Consider the following 17,201-nt stretch of genomic DNA (forward strand, 5'->3'; position numbering starts at 1 on the left):
CCGTGCACATTTTTGCGAAATACACAAAGTTTCTCCTTGACAAGATATGCGACTACCGTGCATCTTGCTTATAAATTAATTCCCAGGATATTGTTTGTGCAAACGCTGGCCGTTCCCGAGCTGATCGACACCCCCGCGCCGGGACGGCTGGGCATGCTGCGCCATTGGCGCCCTTGGCGTCAAGCCGCACTGGTGGCGCTCGCGTGCGCCGCCCTGGTTGCCGGCTGGCAGCTGGCGCGTCCGCTGGTCGCCGAGCAGCTGGCCGAGGCCGTGCCGCCGGCGCTGGAAGCGCGCCTGGGGCAGGGCATGTTGCGCGAACTGGATCGGCACACCCTGCTGCCCAGCGAGCTGAGCGACGGACGCCAGGCCCGCATCAGCGCCGCGTTCGCCAGCCTGCAGGCACCGCACGAAGGCGCGCCGCGCCGCCAGCTGCTGTTTCGCAGCGGCCATGCGGGCGCCGCCGCCTTCACGCTGCCGTCGGGCGACATCATCCTGACCGACCAGCTGCTGCTGGCCCTGCCCGACGACGGCGCCGTGCTGGCCGTGCTGGCGCATGAGCTGGGCCACCAGCAGCGCCGCCACATGCTGCGCCGCCTGGTGCGCGAAGCGATCCTGCCGGCCGGCGCCGCCATCGTGCTGGGCGATACGGACTGGCTGGTCGCCAGCGTGGCGGCGCGCGCGCCGCAGCTGGCCTGGCCGCTGCAGGCCGAGATCGAAGCGGACCAGTACGCGGCCGACCTGCTCGAGCATAATGGCCTGTCGCTGCGCAACCTGGCCGAGCTGCAGGAAACGCTGGCCGGCACCGACGGCCCGCAGCGCGCCTACCTCGCCATCCATCCGCCCTGCGCGGAACGCCTGGCGCAGCAGCGCGAACGCAGTGCGCTGTAAGCCGCCGCGCCGTCCGCTATGATGGGCGTGGCCCCGCAGGCCAACAATTCAAGGGAGATCCGTATGACACTGGAACGTATCGGCAAATTGGTGGTGCTGGCGGCATGGGTGGCGGCGGGCGGCGCCCAGGCGCAGGACGTGGTGCGGCTGGGGAACCTGAAGTTTGCCCATTATGGCGCCGTGTCCTATATCAAGGAGATCGCGCCCAAATGCGGCATCAAGGTCGAAGAGCGGGTCTTCCCCAAGGGCCTGGACGTGATGTCGGCGATCATCGCCGGTGAACTCGATGTGGGCGCCACCGCGTCCGAAGCGGCCATCGCCGGCCGCGCCGGCGGGGCGCCGATCTATGTGGTGGCCGGCTTTGCCAAGGGCGGCGCGCGCCTGGTGGCGCGTCCCGAGCTGAACATCAAGTCGGTCAAGGACTTGAAGGGCAAAAAGGTCGGCGTGACGCGCGGCGGCATCCAGGAAGTGCTGCTGCTGGCCGAGCTGCAGCAGGCCGGCCTGACGGTGTCCGAGCAGCCGGGCAAGGATGTGCAGACGGTGCTGCTGGCCTACGCCGATCTGAACCAGGCCTTGCTGGGCAAGCATATCGACGCCATGATGCAGTCCGAGCCGCAATCCTCGCAGGCCATCAACAAGGGCTATGGCGCCGAAGTCCTCAAGCCCTACGACACGCCGCTCGGCGCGCCGGTGCGCACCATGGTGATGACGGAGAAGTTCTATAGGGAGCGCCGGCCGCTGGCCGAGAAGTTCATGCGCTGCTTCGTGCAGGCGACCCGAACCTTCCTCGACCAGCCGGCCACGGCGGAAAAATACGTGCGCGAGACCGTGTTCAAGGGCCAGATCAGCAGCGACGACTTCCAGGACGCGATCGGCAATTCGCCGTATTCCTATGACGTGACGCCCGAGCATATCCAGGTCACCACCGACACCATGGTGAAGACGGGCGTCGGGCGCATGGCCCGGCCGCCGCTGGCGAGGGACTGGGTCAAGACCGACCTGCTGGAGCAGGCCAAGAAATCGCTGGGCGTGCAATGAAGGCGGCCTGGCGCGATATCGGCGTGGGTCTGGTGGCGCCGGCCACGCTGGTGCTGGCCTGGCATATCGTGACCCACCAGGGCTGGGTCAACCCGCAGGCCCTGCCGTCGCCGGAAGCGGTGGCGCGCAAGTGGCTGGAATACCTGCTGCCGCTGCAGCCCTACGACGGCCAGGGCAGCCGGCTGGCGTGGGCCTTGTCCGGCGAATTGATCCAGGATGCGCTGGGCAGCATGTTCCGCGTGCTGCTCGGTTTTGCCATCGGCGCCGGCCTGGCCTTGCCGCTCGGCCTGGCCATGGGCGCCAGCGTGCACGCCTACCGCCTGTTCAATGTGCTGGTGCAGATCATCCGCCCGGTGCCGCCGATCGCCTACATCCCGCTGTCCATGCTGTGGTTCGGCCTGGGCAACCCGCCGGCCATCTTCCTGATTGCGTTGGGCGCCTTCTTCCCCGTGCTGATCAACACCATCGCCGGCGTGCGCCAGGTGGACGGCATCTACCTGCGCGCGGCGCGCAACCTGGGCGCGGGCGGCCCGACCCTGTTCCTGCGCGTGATTCTGCCGGCGGCCGTGCCGTCCATCCTGGCCGGGGTGCGCATCGGCATCGGCACCGCCTTCATCGTGGTGATCGTGGCCGAGATGGTGGCGGTCAACAACGGCCTCGGTTTCCGCATCAGCGAGGCGCGCGAGTACTTCTGGTCGGACAAGATCATCGCCGGCATGATCACGATTGGCCTGCTGGGCCTGGCGATCGACGTGCTTATGGACCGCCTGAACAACTACCTGCTGCGCTGGCACCGCGGCCTGGAGGGCTGAATGAGCGCAGCGCATATCGAAGTGCGGGGTGTCAGCAAGGTGTTCGGCAGTGCGCTGATGGCGCTGCAGAACATCAGCCTGGAGATCCCGCGCGGCCAGCTGGTCTGCCTGCTGGGGCCTTCGGGCTGCGGCAAGTCGACCCTGTTGAACGCCATCGCCGGCTTCGCCCCGCCCAGCAGCGGCAGCATCGTCGCCGACGGCCAGCCGGTGGCGGGCCCGGGACCGGAGCGCGGCATGGTGTTCCAGGAATACGCCCTGTTCCCCTGGATGACGGTGGCCGACAATGTGGCGTTCGGGCTGGAGATCAAGGGCTTGCCGACGGCGCAGGTGCGCGCCACGGTGGAGCGCCTGCTGCATACCCTGTCGCTGCAGGACTTCCGCCACCGCTTCCCGAAAGACCTGTCGGGCGGCATGCGCCAGCGGGTGGCCATCGCGCGCGTGCTGGCGCTCGATTCGCCCATCCTGCTGATGGACGAGCCGTTCGGCGCGCTCGACGCGCTGACCCGGCGCAACCTGCAGGACGAGCTGCTGCGCCTGTGGGGCGAGCTGAAAAAGACCATCATCTTCGTCACCCACAGCATCGAGGAAGCGCTCTACCTGGCCGAACGCATCGTGGTCATGACTTACCGCCCCGGCACCGTCAAGCGCGATCTGATGGTCGAGCTGGCGCGCCCGCGCGACCCGGCGGCGCCGGCATTCAACGCCCTGAAGCGCGAACTGGGGCTGCTGGTGATGGAAGAACAACAACGGCATCACAACGCCGAGCTGCGGGCCGCGGCGGTGGACTGAACGACCCTGCGCCGCCAGCGCCGGGCATGCGCTGCGCGTCGGGAGCTGGCAGCGTGGACGCTCAGTGTTAAACTTACCGGATGCAAACTTACTTCCTGATTGCAGCAACGCTGCTTTACCTGATTTGCGGTTTCCTGCCAACGCGCAAGAGCGTGCCCATTGCCGCCTTGACGGCGGGCGCCTGGCTGCTGCACGGCGCGGCCCTGTGGGCCGATGTGATGGTGCCGGGCGCGCTGCGCATCGGCTTTGCCACCATGCTCTCCTCGGCCCTGTGGATCTCGGTCGGCGCCTATTGGCTGGAAAACCAGAACTTTCCGCTGGACGGGTTGCGCCGCATCGTCATGCCGGTGGCCGCCCTGGCCGTGGCGCTGCAGGCCGGCTTCCCCGGCACCCTGATTCCGCCCACCAGCCACGCCGCCATGCTGGGCTGGCATATCGCCATCGCCACGCTGGCCTACAGCACGCTGACCATCGCCGCCTTCCACGCCGTGCTGATGGCGCTGCAGGAATCGCGCCTGCACACGCGCAGCGGCCGGCCGGGCCTGTTCGCCGCCGCGCTGGACCAGCTGCCGGCCCTGCTGACCATGGAGCGCCTGCTGTTCCGCCTGATCGGCTTCGGCTTCGTGCTGCTCAGCCTGACCGTCCTGTCGGGCGTCGTCTTCAGCGAGGAATTGTTCGGCCGCGCGCTGCGCTGGGACCATAAATCCGTGTTCACCCTGCTGTCCTGGGGCCTGTTCGCCGCCTTGCTGGCCGGGCGCTACTGGCGCGGCTGGCGCGGCAAGACGGCGCTGAGCTTCACGCTGGCCGGCTTTGCCACCTTGCTGCTGGCCTATGTCGGCAGCCGCTTTGTGCTGGAAGTGGTGCTGCACCGGGGGCCGGCATGACGCGGCTCCTGTTCTGGCTGGCCCTGGTGTTCCTGGTGGCCGCTGCCGTGCGCAGCAAGCTGCGCAAGATGAGCGGCCCGCCGCCGGGCGGGGCGGCGCCGGCGCCGAATCCGCCGCCGCGCGCCGCCGAGCAGCCCATCGAAAGGATGTTGCAATGCGCCCATTGCGGCGTGCATTTCCCGGCCTCGGAAAACGTGCCGGCCAACGGCCGCGATTATTGCAGCCCGGCGCACGCGCCGCATTGAGGCTGCCGCAGCGTGTTTGCCCACCTCCACTCCCTCTCGGCCGCCTCGCGCGACACTTTCTGGCGCTCCCTGAAAGCGCTGGGCGCGACCCGCATCGTGATCGCCCTGGTGCTGCTGGCCTACTTCGCGGCCGGCGAGCTGCTCTCGCGCGAGCTGTCGGTGCAGTTCAGCATCGGCTACCTGTTGCTGGCCATCGCGCTGCAGGCGCTGGCCAGCCGCTGGCGGCGCCATTTCATGCTGCAGCTGATGTCGCAGGTGGCCTGCGACCTGACCTGCATCTCGCTGCTGTACGTGGTCGCCGGCGGCATGCGCTCCGGCCTGGCCATCCTTTACCTGTTCCCGCTGGCCGGCTGCGCCATCCTGGCGCCGCTGGTGCTGGCGCTGTTCAGCGCGTCGCTGGCCACCCTGTTCATGCTGGCGCACAGCACCTATGAAGCGATTGCCCAGGGCGAATCGCTGGTGATGCAGGCCGGCCTGTACGGCGTCGCCTGTTTTTCCGCCGTGCTGCTGGTGAACCGCATGGCGGCGCGCCTGATCGGCCAGGAAGAACTGGCGGCCCAGCGCGGCATCGAAGTGGGCGTGCAGCAGGCGGTCAACCGCCTGGTCATCGCCCATTCGGCCGACGGTATCCTGGTGGTGCGGCCGGACGGCGCGGTCGACATGAGCAACCCGGCGGCGCAGCAAATGCTGGGCGCGGCCGCGCCGGAGCTGGACGCCGCCGCGCTGCAACCGATTTCCGCCGCCTACGACAGCTGGCGCGCCGACCAGGGGCAGGCGACCGCCTTCGTCACCATCAAGCCCTTTGCCGATCCGGAACTGGCGGAATTGACGGCCGCCTGGAGTGCGCGGCGCGACGTGCCGCTGCATCTGAAGCTGCGGTTTGCCGCCGCCGACACGACCGGCCTGGGCGTGGAGCGCAATGTGATCTTCCTGGAAGACGTCACCGGCATCGAGGAGAAGGCGCAGCAACTGAAGCTGGCCTCCATGGGGCGCCTGACGGCCAGCATCGCGCACGAGGTGCGCAATCCCTTGTCGGCCATCGGCCACGCCAATTCGCTGCTGGAGGAAGACTTGGTGGAGCCGGTGCACAAGCGGCTGCTGAAGATCGTCAGCGACAATGTGGCGCGCGTCAACCGCATGGTGGAAGACATCCTGAAACTGTCGCGCAAGGCGCAAAGCCATCACGAACCGCTGCAGCTGGAAACTTTCCTGGCCGAACTGAAGACCGAATTCGACGAAACCCATAACCTGGACACCCGCATCGTGCAGCTGGCCGCCATGCCGGGGGTGAAAGTGCGCTTCGACCCGCTGCACCTGCGCGAAGTGCTGATCAACCTGCTCAACAACGCGGTGCGCTATGCCAGCGGCACGCCGGCCTGCATCCGCGTCTTCATCGTGCAGGTCGACGGCCGCTCGCTGGAGCTGCATGTGCAGGACGACGGTCCGGGCATTTCGCCGCAGGTGCGGGCCCACCTGTTTGAGCCGTTTTACACCACTTCCAGCAAGGGAACCGGCCTGGGCCTGTATCTCGCGCGCGAATTGTGCTTGAATAACGATGCCATGCTCGATTACGAACACCGTTTCGAAGCCGGCATGACGGAGGGCGGCGCCCGCAAGTCGAGTGGCCGCTTTGTTATTACTTTTGCGAGATTTGCATGACTTCTCCACGTGTGCTGGTCGTTGACGACGAAGCCGACCTGCGCGAGCTGCTGGAAATTACCCTGTTGAAGATGGGGCTGGACGTGGACAGCACCGAGACCCTTCAGCATGCGCGCCAGCTGTTCGCCGAAAAAGATTACCAGCTTGTGCTGACCGATATGCGCCTGCCCGACGGGCTGGGACTGGAACTGGTGCGCGAAGTGACGGCCAGCGGCAAGAACACCCCGATCGCGGTGGTGACGGCGTTCGGCAGCGCGGAAAACGCCGTGGTCGCGCTCAAGGCCGGCGCCTTCGACTACGTCAGCAAGCCGGTCCAGCTGGACCAGCTGCGCGTGCTGGTGCAGTCGGCGCTGAAAGTGACCGGCCAGGAGCCGGCCGCGGCGCCGGCGCGCGGCCCGCAAAAGAGCCGCCTGCGCGGCAATTCGGCCGCGATCCAGTCGCTGCGCGACCAGATCAGCCGCCTGGCGCGCTCGATGGCGCCGATCGCCATCAACGGCGAGTCGGGCAGCGGCAAGGAGCTGGCGGCGCGCGAAATCCACGCGCAAAGCTCGCGCGCCGACAAACCTTTCATCGCCGTCAACTGCGGCGCCATCCCGGAAGCGCTGATGGAGGCCGAGTTCTTCGGCTACCGCAAGGGCGCCTTCACCGGCGCGGTCGACGAGCGCGACGGCTTCTTCCAGGCCGCCAACGGCGGCACCCTGATGCTGGACGAGGTGGCCGACCTGCCGCTGGCCATGCAGGTCAAGCTGCTGCGCGCCATCCAGGAGCGGCGCGTGCGCAAGATTGGCGCCACGGCCGAAGAGCCGGTCGATGTGCGCATCATCAGCGCCACCCACAAGAACCTGGAAAAGCTGGTGGAGGACGGCCAGTTCCGGCAAGACTTGTTCTACCGCCTGAACGTGATCGAACTGCGCCTGGCGCCGCTGCGCGAGCGGCTCGACGACCTGGAGGAGCTGGTCGAGGCCATCCTGGCGCGGCTGGGCAACTTCGAGCACAAGGCCGTGCTGGCCCCGGGCGTGCTGGATGTATTGAAGGGTTACCCCTTCCCCGGCAATGTGCGCGAGCTGGAAAACATCCTGGAACGGGCGCTGGCGTTCTCCAACGACGGCGTGATTTCGGCGGAAGACCTGGCGTTGAAGGGGGCCTTGCTGCCGCCGCCAGTGCCGGCTGCCCCGGTCGCGCCGGCGGCCGAGGCGCCAGTTTCCGGCGCGGCCGCGCCGGCCGGCGAAGCGGCGATGCCGCCGCTGCCGGTGTTCGACGTCCTGCCCAGCAACTTGCCGGCCTACCTGGAGGCGGTGGAACGCGACATCATCACGCGCGCCCTGGGGCAGACCCATTACAACCGCACCCAGGCTGCCCAACTGCTGGGCATCAGCTTCCGCCAGCTGCGCTACCAGATGCAGAAGCTGAACATCCAGGACCCAAGCTAGTCGACACGGGCGGCGGCGGCCGCCCGATTCGTCTATAATCCCGCTCCGCCGCGAAAATCCCCTCGAATCGTGTAGCGTTTTCGCCAACGCACAAGTTCCTGCTGCGCCGCAACATTGCTTAATAAGCCAGCACGCAAAAATCAGTGTTAGTGCTCGCACACCGCCGTTCGCCCGTGGTGATTGGAGATAGAAAAAGTCAACAAGAAATCGTGGTCTAAACGAAAAAATTTCACCTTGTACGATCCGGATCCCGTCACTACAATTAGTGGACGGAATTTGATAGTTCACTAGATATAGTAGTCATAAACAAATACTGAATACGCGGAGCATAAATGCAATCTACTCAAGACATTTCCACCAACCAGGCGCTGCAAGTGCCTGTTTCCGCTGGTGAAACCGCCGGCGGCGTCGCTGTTTCCGCCAGCCAGATGGCCGACTACCGCATCATCCGCCGCAACGGCGCGGTGGTGGCGTTCGAGCCATCCAAGATTGCCGTGGCCATGACCAAGGCTTTCCTGGCGGTGAACGGCGGCCAGGGTGCGGCTTCCGCCCGCATCCGTGAGCTGGTGGAAGCGTTGACCAACAACGTGGTGGAGGCCCTGATGCGCCGCCAGCCCGCCGGCGGCACCTTCCATATCGAAGACGTGCAAGACCAGGTTGAGCTGGCCCTGATGCGCTCGGGCGAACACGACGTGGCCCGCTCCTACGTGCTGTACCGCGCCAAGCACATGGAAGAGCGCCGCCTGAAGAAGGAAGCGTCCGGTGCCACGGCCGCCGCCGAACCGCAGATCAATGTCACCGAGAACGGCGTCGCCCGTCCGCTGGTGATGCAGGAAGTGCGCGACCTGATCGGCGCCGCCTGCAAGGGCCTGGAAAAGCACGTCGATGCCGACGCCATCCTGGCCGAAACCGTGAAGAACCTGTACGACGGCGTGCCGGTCGAAGAACTGCACAAGTCCGCCATCCTGGCTGCCCGCGCGCTGATGGAAAAGGACCCGGCCTACTCGCAAGTGACGGCCCGCATCCTGCTGCACACCATCCGCAAGGAAGTATTCGGCAAGGAAGTGCCGCAAGCCGGCGCCGCCGCCGCTTACATCGAGTACTTCCCGCAGTACATCGCCAAGGGCATCGCCGCCGAGCTGCTGAACGAAGAACTGGGCAAGTTCGACCTGGCCAAGCTGGCCAAGGCCCTGGTGGCCGACCGCGACCTGCAGTTCGGCTACATCGGCCTGCAAACCCTGTACGACCGCTACTTCCTGCACGTGCGCGATGTGCGCATCGAAATGCCGCAGGCCTTCTACATGCGCGTCGCCATGGGCCTGGCCCTGAACGAAGCGGACCGCGAAGCGCGCGCCATCGAGTTCTACAACCTGCTGTCGACCTTCGACTTCATGTCGTCGACCCCGACCCTGTTCAACTCCGGCACCCAGCGCTCGCAGCTGTCGTCCTGCTACCTGACCACCGTGTCGGATGACCTGGAAGGCATCTACGACGCCATCAAGGAAAACGCGCTGCTGGCCAAGTTCGCCGGCGGCCTGGGCAACGACTGGACCCCGGTGCGCGCCCTGGGCGCCCACATCAAGGGCACCAACGGCAAATCGCAAGGCGTGGTGCCATTCCTGAAAGTGGTGAACGACACCGCCGTGGCGGTCAACCAGGGCGGCAAGCGCAAGGGCGCGGTCTGCGCCTACCTGGAAACCTGGCACATGGACATCGAGGAATTCCTCGACCTGCGCAAGAACACCGGCGACGACCGCCGCCGCACCCACGACATGAACACCGCCAACTGGATCCCAGACCTGTTCATGAAGCGCGTGATGGAAAAGGGCAGCTGGACCCTGTTCTCGCCGTCCGACGTGCCTGACCTGCACGACAAGTTCGGCAAGGAATTCGAAGAAGCCTACCTGGGCTACGAAGCCAAGGCGGCGCGCGGCGAACTGCGCCTGTTCAAGAAGATCGAAGCGCTGGACCTGTGGCGCAAGATGCTGTCGATGCTGTTCGAAACCGGCCACCCATGGATCACCTTCAAGGACCCATGCAACATCCGTTCGCCGCAGCAGCACGTGGGCGTGGTGCACAGCTCGAACCTGTGCACCGAGATCACCCTGAACACCAATGCCGACGAAATCGCCGTCTGCAACCTGGGTTCGGTGAACCTGCCGGCCCACATGAAGGAAGGCAAGATCGACCACGTCAAGCTGCAGAAGACCATCCGCACCGCAATGCGCATGCTGGACAACGTGATCGACATCAACTACTACGCCGTCGAAAAAGCACGCAACGCCAATATGCGCCACCGTCCGGTCGGCATGGGCGTGATGGGCTTCCAGGACTGCCTGCACATGATGCGCGTGCCATACGCCTCGATGGAAGCGGTGAACTTCGCCGACACCTCGATGGAAGCGGTGTGCTACTACGCCTACCTGGCTTCGACCGAGCTGGCCGAAGAACGCGGCAGGTACGAATCGTACGAAGGCTCCCTGTGGTCGCGCGGCATCCTGCCGCAGGACTCGGTGCGCCTGCTGGCGGAACAGCGCGGCGGCTACCTGGAGCAGGACCTGTCGTCGGCGATGGACTGGACCCCGGTGCGCGAGCGCATCGCCAAGTTCGGCATGCGTAACTCGAACTGCGTGGCGATCGCTCCGACCGCGACCATTTCGAACATCATCGGCGTGTCCGCTTGCATCGAGCCGACCTTCCAGAACCTGTACGTGAAGTCCAACCTGTCGGGCGAATTCACCGAGATCAACGCCTACCTGGTGCGCGACCTGAAGGCACGCGACCTGTGGGACGAAGTGATGATCGCCGACCTGAAGTACTTCGACGGCTCGCTGAGCAAGATCGACCGCGCCCCGCAAGACCTGCGCGACATCTACGCCACCGCGTTCGAAGTGTCGCCAAGCTGGCTGGTGGAAGCGGCATCGCGCCGCCAGAAGTGGATCGACCAGGCCCAGTCGCTGAACATTTACATGGCCGGCGCATCGGGCAAGACGCTGGATGAGACGTATAAGCTGGCATGGCTGCGCGGTTTGAAGACCACCTACTACCTGCGCACCATCGCCGCCTCGCACATGGAGAAATCCACCACCCGTACCGGCGCCCTGAACGCGGTATCGGCAGCCGTGCCGGTCGCCCCGGCCGCTGTAACGGCTGAGGCAGATGGCGCCGCCTGCTACCTGCGTCCTGGTGACGACGGTTTCGAAGAGTGCGAAGCCTGCCAGTAATACAATAGTCATAGTCAAAACCGGCAAAACAGTGTCAGACCCGCCGGGTCTGACACTGGCTGAATAAAGTGCGCGGCTTGAAAAGATCCGCTGGCCGTTGAGCAGGCGGTGTCTGGCCCTCTGGGTCTGACACCGGTTTACCGGTTCAAAAAAGTAAATCAAAGAGGAAAAAACAAAATGCTATCCTGGGATGATGAAGCCGCGGCAGCACCGCGCCAAACCCCACCACTGGGCGCCAACGCCGAAGCCACTGCCGAGCAAGTCGCCCTGCGCGTCAACGCCGACGACAAACGCGTCATCAACGGCCAGACCGACGTCAACCAGCTGGTCCCGTTCAAATACAAATGGGCCTGGGACAAATACCTGGCCGGCTGCGCCAACCACTGGATGCCGCAGGAAGTGAATATGCAGCGCGACATCGAGCTGTGGAAGAACCCGAACGGCCTGTCCGAAGACGAGCGCCGCCTGGTCAAGCGCAATCTGGGCTTCTTCGTCACCGCCGACTCCCTGGCCGCGAACAATATCGTGCTGGGCACCTACCGCCACATCACCGCTCCTGAGTGCCGCCAGTACCTGCTGCGCCAGGCGTTCGAAGAGGCGATCCACACCCACGCCTACCAGTACATCGTCGAGTCCTTGGGCCTGGACGAGCAGGAAATCTTCAACGCCTACAACGAAGTGGCGTCGATCCGCGACAAGGACCAGTTCCTGATCCCGTTCATCAACGTGCTGACCGACCCGGCCTTCAAGACCGGCACGCTGGAAACCGACCAGCAGCTGCTGAAGTCCCTGATCGTGTTCGCCTGCCTGATGGAAGGCCTGTTCTTCTACGTCGGCTTCACCCAGATCCTGGCGCTGGGCCGTCAGAACAAGATGATGGGCGCCGCCGAGCAGTACCAGTACATCCTGCGCGACGAATCGATGCACTGCAACTTCGGTATTGACCTGATCAACACCATCAAGCTGGAAAACCCGCAACTGTGGACCCCGGCCTTCAAGGACGAGATCAAGGCCCTGTTCCTGCAGGCCGTGGAACTGGAATACCGCTACGCCGAAGACACCATGCCACGCGGCGTGCTGGGCCTGAACGCCGCCATGTTCAAAGGCTACCTGCGCTTCATCGCCAACCGCCGTGCGACCCAGATCGGCCTGGAAACCCTGTTCGACCAGGACGAGAATCCATTCCCATGGATGTCGGAAATGATCGACCTGAAGAAGGAACGCAACTTCTTCGAAACCCGCGTGACCGAGTACCAGACCGGCGGCGCGTTGAGCTGGGATTAATCTCTCGCGGCATCGTCGCGTGACGCATGGAATGAGTTTCGTCACGTGAGGAACCCAAAGGCCCCTTGGTGAAAACCAAGGGGCCTTTTCAATTTGCTGAGAGTGTCAATTGGCCCGCAGCACGTGTTGATATCACTGGAACAGTTGAAGGCCGGCAAATCTCGAGTACGGGATCTTGACCGGAAGAGAAGGATCCCAGACTGGTCGACAAGATCAATGAACTGATCGACGCGCGCATGGATCCCCGACTTCCGGCATTGGTAAGCGTTTCCCGCTCGCGTGTCGGGCTATAAAGCGTGCCGCCTTAACTTTTGTATAATTTGGCGCCTCGCAATTTCGCCCTTAATCATCGAGAACCAATGGACGCCACCCCACCAAGCCCAGCCAAGCCAGCCCGCAAATGGCTGCGCGTTGCGATCTACTTGTTTGCCACCGTGGGCTTGCTGCTCACACTGACGATCGCCTACTTCGCGTTCAGCGCCAAGACTAAACCAGCCGATCGCAGCTTCGATACGAACGAGGCGATCGACGGCATCATGACGCGCAACTACGGCAAGTATTCGCCAGCCGATAAAGCCTGGCACTATGTCGACGAGGCGAGACACGAGACCTATCTGGTGACCGTAGTGCAGCAGAAGAAAGTCAATGGCAAGGAAGGCGATGAGCTCTACCTCGTCACCAGCGGCCGCGTGATCGAATCGAAGGATGGCCCGCTTTCCTTCTACGGCGTGTTCCAGCTTCGCTATCGCGATGGCCAGCTGCATGAATATGGCGATGCGCGCCGACCCAGCGGCTTCCATCCGGTGACACCGGAGCAGGTCCATTTCGAAGCCCTGAGCGCCGATGTCTGGGGCTGGGTCGTGAAGCTCCTGACCATCGAAGACGGCGATGGCGAGGCATTCACCACGACGCTCAACGTGGTTCTGGCGCCGCGCGACGAACAGATCGCCGTGCTGGGAGAGTTCTATGCTGAATACCAGATTTTAGGGACCGACAACTGCGAGGAAACGGAGCGCTATTACGCCTCCTGGAAAAAAAAGCAGGATAAGCGGCAACTGGCACCGGCCGAGGGCGAAGGCTCGCCTGAATCTGCCAGCGAAGAGCTCACCGAAGAGGACGTGATGGAACCCCCCAGGTGCACCACACTGCAGTGGTCCTATCGTACCGACCCGGTCACCAACGCGACGTTCACGCCTCTGTACATCTCGCGCAAAGCAGGCATGAAGGAAGGCGTGAAAGTGGATGCGAAAACCTGGAAGGTCATGTTCGATCCAAAGAGCTATACCTACCTGCTGCCTGACGAGTTGAAATACCCGGGCACGTAAGTAACGGCGGCAAGGTCCTGTTCACCACAGGTGCTTGCCGTCGATCACGGCGACCGCGGCGCTGGCAGCATCGAAGTCATTGAACAGGCACGCGTTGACGACGATGCGGCGCGTGTGGCTATCCCAGCTTCCGTCCATTTGGAAATCGGGCGAGTCGGTATAGGTGGCGCAGCCGCATTGCGGACAAAAGTGGTGGTTCACCGTCCTGGTGTTCCAGCGATAGGTGCTTTCGCCGGTTGGCGGCTGCACCAGGTGGAATTGCGCCGGCGCGAAGCTTGCCGTCACGGCGCCGCGCTTGGCGCAGAACGAACACGTGCAACGTGTGAGTTGAGCGGGGATGTCGCCATCGATTTCGAATGCGGTGGTGCCGCAGTGACAGCTTCCCTGGATAGTCATGGCCGGCTCCTTGCGATAGAACGCACTTCGCGCGGGGAAGCCTCAATGTAGCGCGGATCGCGAGAACGCGAAAAACGCCACAGCGGGAGGAGCGTGCGCGGCCAGCGACAAGGCATTGCTGCCGCAGGATGTCTGGCAATTCATGCAATATTTCAATACAATAATGTTAATAGGATTAGTCTCATGGAATCCTATGCTGCTTCGCGGCACTCCTCATCCTTTAGCAGGCATCAATTCGTAACTGAGCAAATAAAGTCGGCGCCGCGTTACGTCTGTTGAGGCTATTGCCATCCCATTCCAAATCCTTAATAAATATCGTTCGATGATGTATCGTTTTCTTTGCGCTATTGCGTTCGTTTTTCTTGCCGGTTGTGGCGGTGCTGACAGCAGCCCCAAGGGCAATACTCCAAATGGGGACTTGGCCCTCAGTTTTTCCTATAGCTCCGTAGCGTGGCCGTTTGAGCGCTTTTCTCCGCTAAGCATCAAGCCGAATGTCGGTCAATTAGGTAAGAACAAACCGCATTTCAAGATTGTGTCGGGCCGCCTGCCTGACGGGCTGCAGCTGAATGAACATACCGGCGAAATCTCGGGCGTGCCGACCAGTGTGCAAAATTATGCAAGCTTGAGTATTGCGATCAGCGTTGAGGGATTTTCTGGCGAATTGAAATCGTCATTTGTGTTCAGCATCTCGGACAGGAATTTCTACTATGGTCCTACGGTGAGGTTGCAACTGGGTGAGACTATTCCGTCGAAGAAATTGACTCCCGGTAGTTGGAACGCGCAGGAAAATCCACAGCCCAATGGCGCCAAGATTACGTTCAGCATTGATCCAGCGACGCCGCTTCCAGCAGGATTGAATCTCAATACCGCGACAGGCGAAATTAGCGGAACGCCGACGGAGCTTTCCCCCACGGCCAAAGACGTCAATATTCGCATCGCCGTGAACTATAACGGCGTCAGCTATCCTTATTCGGCTGTGGCGAGCTTCATCGTCTACGCTCCTATGATTTCCGTCAACTACGCACGTCCGGCGGGCTCCTCTGATTTCTACGTGCGCAATGGCATGGACTTCAATAGCGGCGCGCCGCGGATTGTTCAAGGTTTTGCGGGCGATAGGATCGACGATTTCCAGCTCGTTCCCAATCACTCCAGTATTTATAACCCAAGCGGGACGAACAGCTTACCTCCCGGTCTGGTATTTGATCCGGCGACCGGCGTGATTTCAGGGGTGCCGGCTGCCCCCCACACCTTGAATAGGTGGGGAAATCCATGCACCCCGTCGGATTTGCAGAACAGAAGCTGCCCGCAGCAATATTGGACTTCTGTCTCCGCGACATTCCATCGTGGCGCTTACTCCCAAAAGATCTATATCGATGTTTTCTTTAGAGTAGAGTAGCAGCCTGCTGCGTTGGCCCGGCGACATCGGCCTTGCCCGCCCCATTAACAAACAAGCCCGCTTCATGCGGGTTTGTTTGTTAATGGGGCGGGCGGCAGAAACAGCAAGCGTTATGCGTCAATGTGTACTATGATTTCATGCAATCTGAAGAGGTCAGCCATGCTCAAACGCACGCTATTCGGCCTTTTGCTGCTGGCGTTCTGCCAGTTTAGCCATGCCTTGCAAGCGGCAACGCCGCCTTTGCCGCGCGATGCGCCCAGCGCCCACCTTGCTGTCGGCAACCGGACCGTCATGGTGTTCCGCGCCATGCTGAGCGGCTATACGCCCCAGGACCGTGTCGACGCTGCAGGAAAACGCTTGGAGCGCGCGCTTGCAAACGGCGGTCCGCAGCAAGCCAGCGTTCGTTCCATCAGCGAAGGCACGCAAGTCTTGCTGGATGGCTCGCTGCTGTTCCTGATCACACCCGGCGACATCAATGCCTTGGCCGGCGATAGCACAGACCTGCTGGCGCAAGAAAGCGCCGCGCAGTTAAGCAAGGCATTGCAGGAGCGCAGCGAACAGCGCAGCCTGCGTTATGTCGCGCTGGCGGTCGCTTACTGCATCCTGGCCACCTGCGCGCTCGCCATGGCGTTGTGGATGCTCGCGGCGCTGCGCCGCTACGCCGGCCAGCGGCTGGAAGCCGTGCTTGGGCAGCGGCTGGCGCGCGTCCGGGTGCGCAATGTGAGTGTTCTCGATGCCGGGCATCTGGTCCATTTCACGCGCCTTGCCGTGAATGTCTCGGCTTGGTTCCTCGGGCTGCTGGCGGCCTATATCTGGCTGGCCTTTGTCCTGGCAAGGATTCCTTTTGCGCGCAACTGGGGCGAACGGCTGCAGGACTTCCTGTTCGATACGGCGGCCGGCATCGCCGGCAGCGTCGCGCAAGCGATTCCCGGCCTGCTCATTGTCGCCGTGATCGCGGTGCTGGCCCGGCTGGCCACGGCCACCCTGGCCTCGGTCTTTGCTCGGGTCGAAAGCGGCGAACTGCAATTCGGCTGGCTCGATCACGATACCGCCACGCCGACGCGCAGGCTGGCATCGGTGTGCATCTGGCTGTTCGCGCTGGCCATGGCCTATCCCTATTTGCCCGGTTCGCAAACCGCGGCGTTCCAGGGCGTGACCGTGCTGGCCGGACTGATGCTGTCGATCGGCGCGTCCAGCATTGTGGGCCAGGGCGCGGCGGGACTGATCCTGATGTACACCAGGGCGCTGCGCAAAGGCGATTACGTCAGCATCGGCGACGTGCAGGGCACTGTCGTCGAGCCGGGTGTGTTCGACACGCGCGTGCGCAACGGCATGGGCATCGTGGTGGCGATGCCGAATGCCTGGGTGATTGGCAATACAATCAAGAATTACTCGCGCGCGGTACCGGGCGCCTGCGTCATCGATACCATGGTGACGATAGGCTACGACACGCCCTGGCGCCTGGTGCATGCATTGCTGGAGGAGGCGGCGGGCGCCACCGAAGGCATTGCCGCCGAACCCCGGCCCTTTGTCATGCAGTGCGCGCTGTCGGACTTCTACATCGAGTACAAGCTGGTGGCCATTTCTGCCCAGGGCTCGCCCCACGGGCGCAGCGCGCTGATCAGCCTTTTGCACCAGAACGTGGTCGACGTCTTCAATCGCGAAGGCGTGCAAATCATGTCCCCGCATTTCGTGCAGGAGCCGCCGCGGCCACAGATGGTGGCGCCGGAGCTGCGCTTCCCGGAGCATGCGGCAAGCGCCCGCCATGAACCGGAGGCGGTTGGCAAGTAGCCGGCACGCGCACGCTTCAATCCAGAAAAATGAGTGGTTT

At 63.4% G+C, this 17,201-nt stretch carries 14 protein-coding genes; 13 read left to right on the forward strand and 1 reads right to left on the reverse strand.

Annotated features, from left to right (window positions below; all coding sequences use genetic code 11):
* Positions 1 to 96 precede the first annotated feature (96 nt).
* From H597_RS32445 to H597_RS0125185, 11 genes are all read left to right on the forward strand, one after another.
* Positions 97 to 888 carry a M48 family metallopeptidase gene (locus H597_RS32445; protein ID WP_154668281.1) on the forward strand — a complete coding sequence of 264 codons (792 nt, stop codon included), beginning with the start codon at positions 97 to 99 and terminating at the stop codon, positions 886 to 888.
* Between the two features lie 63 nt (positions 889 to 951).
* Entirely contained in the window at positions 952 to 1,926 is a 975-nt protein-coding gene (locus H597_RS0125140; RefSeq protein WP_028104538.1) for an ABC transporter substrate-binding protein, read from the forward strand.
* Positions 1,923 to 2,738 (forward strand): ABC transporter permease, encoded by an 816-nt coding sequence (locus tag H597_RS0125145; protein WP_028104539.1) that lies wholly within the window; start codon positions 1,923 to 1,925, stop codon positions 2,736 to 2,738. Before H597_RS0125140 ends, H597_RS0125145 begins: the two co-directional genes overlap by 4 nt.
* The gene (locus H597_RS0125150; protein ID WP_028104540.1) at positions 2,739 to 3,527 is read left to right on the forward strand and encodes an ABC transporter ATP-binding protein; all 789 of its coding nucleotides are present in this window, start codon (positions 2,739 to 2,741) and stop codon (positions 3,525 to 3,527) included.
* Positions 3,528 to 3,607: 80 nt separating this feature from the next.
* Complete coding sequence (locus tag H597_RS0125155) at positions 3,608 to 4,411, forward strand: cytochrome C assembly family protein (RefSeq protein ID WP_028104541.1); 804 nt, start codon at positions 3,608 to 3,610, stop codon at positions 4,409 to 4,411.
* Positions 4,408 to 4,656, forward strand: a complete 249-nt coding sequence (locus H597_RS0125160; protein ID WP_028104542.1) for a PP0621 family protein — start codon at positions 4,408 to 4,410, stop codon at positions 4,654 to 4,656. Before H597_RS0125155 ends, H597_RS0125160 begins: the two co-directional genes overlap by 4 nt.
* A gap of 12 nt (positions 4,657 to 4,668) precedes the next feature.
* Entirely contained in the window at positions 4,669 to 6,315 is a 1,647-nt protein-coding gene (locus tag H597_RS0125165) for a sensor histidine kinase (RefSeq protein WP_028104543.1), read from the forward strand.
* The gene (locus H597_RS0125170) at positions 6,312 to 7,745 is read left to right on the forward strand and encodes a sigma-54-dependent transcriptional regulator (RefSeq protein ID WP_028104544.1); all 1,434 of its coding nucleotides are present in this window, start codon (positions 6,312 to 6,314) and stop codon (positions 7,743 to 7,745) included. Before H597_RS0125165 ends, H597_RS0125170 begins: the two co-directional genes overlap by 4 nt.
* 332 nt (positions 7,746 to 8,077) lie before the next feature.
* The gene (locus H597_RS0125175) at positions 8,078 to 10,969 is read left to right on the forward strand and encodes a ribonucleoside-diphosphate reductase subunit alpha (RefSeq protein ID WP_028104545.1); all 2,892 of its coding nucleotides are present in this window, start codon (positions 8,078 to 8,080) and stop codon (positions 10,967 to 10,969) included.
* A gap of 177 nt (positions 10,970 to 11,146) precedes the next feature.
* The gene (locus tag H597_RS0125180; RefSeq protein ID WP_028104546.1) at positions 11,147 to 12,253 is read left to right on the forward strand and encodes a ribonucleotide-diphosphate reductase subunit beta; all 1,107 of its coding nucleotides are present in this window, start codon (positions 11,147 to 11,149) and stop codon (positions 12,251 to 12,253) included.
* A gap of 359 nt (positions 12,254 to 12,612) precedes the next feature.
* Entirely contained in the window at positions 12,613 to 13,578 is a 966-nt protein-coding gene (locus H597_RS0125185; protein ID WP_028104547.1) for a hypothetical protein, read from the forward strand.
* A gap of 21 nt (positions 13,579 to 13,599) precedes the next feature.
* Here the strand turns inward: H597_RS0125185 and H597_RS0125190 are convergent, their stop codons facing one another.
* Entirely contained in the window at positions 13,600 to 13,974 is a 375-nt protein-coding gene (locus tag H597_RS0125190; RefSeq protein WP_028104548.1) for a GFA family protein, read from the reverse strand.
* Positions 13,975 to 14,296: 322 nt separating this feature from the next.
* On the opposite strand from H597_RS0125190, the gene H597_RS0125195 reads away from it, so the two are divergent.
* Together H597_RS0125195 and H597_RS32450 are read left to right on the forward strand one after the other, a co-directional pair.
* Complete coding sequence (locus H597_RS0125195) at positions 14,297 to 15,370, forward strand: Ig domain-containing protein (RefSeq protein ID WP_028104549.1); 1,074 nt, start codon at positions 14,297 to 14,299, stop codon at positions 15,368 to 15,370.
* A 159-nt stretch (positions 15,371 to 15,529) separates the two neighbouring features.
* Complete coding sequence (locus H597_RS32450) at positions 15,530 to 17,161, forward strand: mechanosensitive ion channel family protein (protein WP_051294105.1); 1,632 nt, start codon at positions 15,530 to 15,532, stop codon at positions 17,159 to 17,161.
* Positions 17,162 to 17,201: the final 40 nt, after the last annotated feature.

This window comes from Pseudoduganella violaceinigra DSM 15887 (assembly GCF_000425385.1).
GTDB classification, from domain to species: Bacteria; Pseudomonadota; Gammaproteobacteria; order Burkholderiales; family Burkholderiaceae_D; genus Rugamonas; species Rugamonas violaceinigra.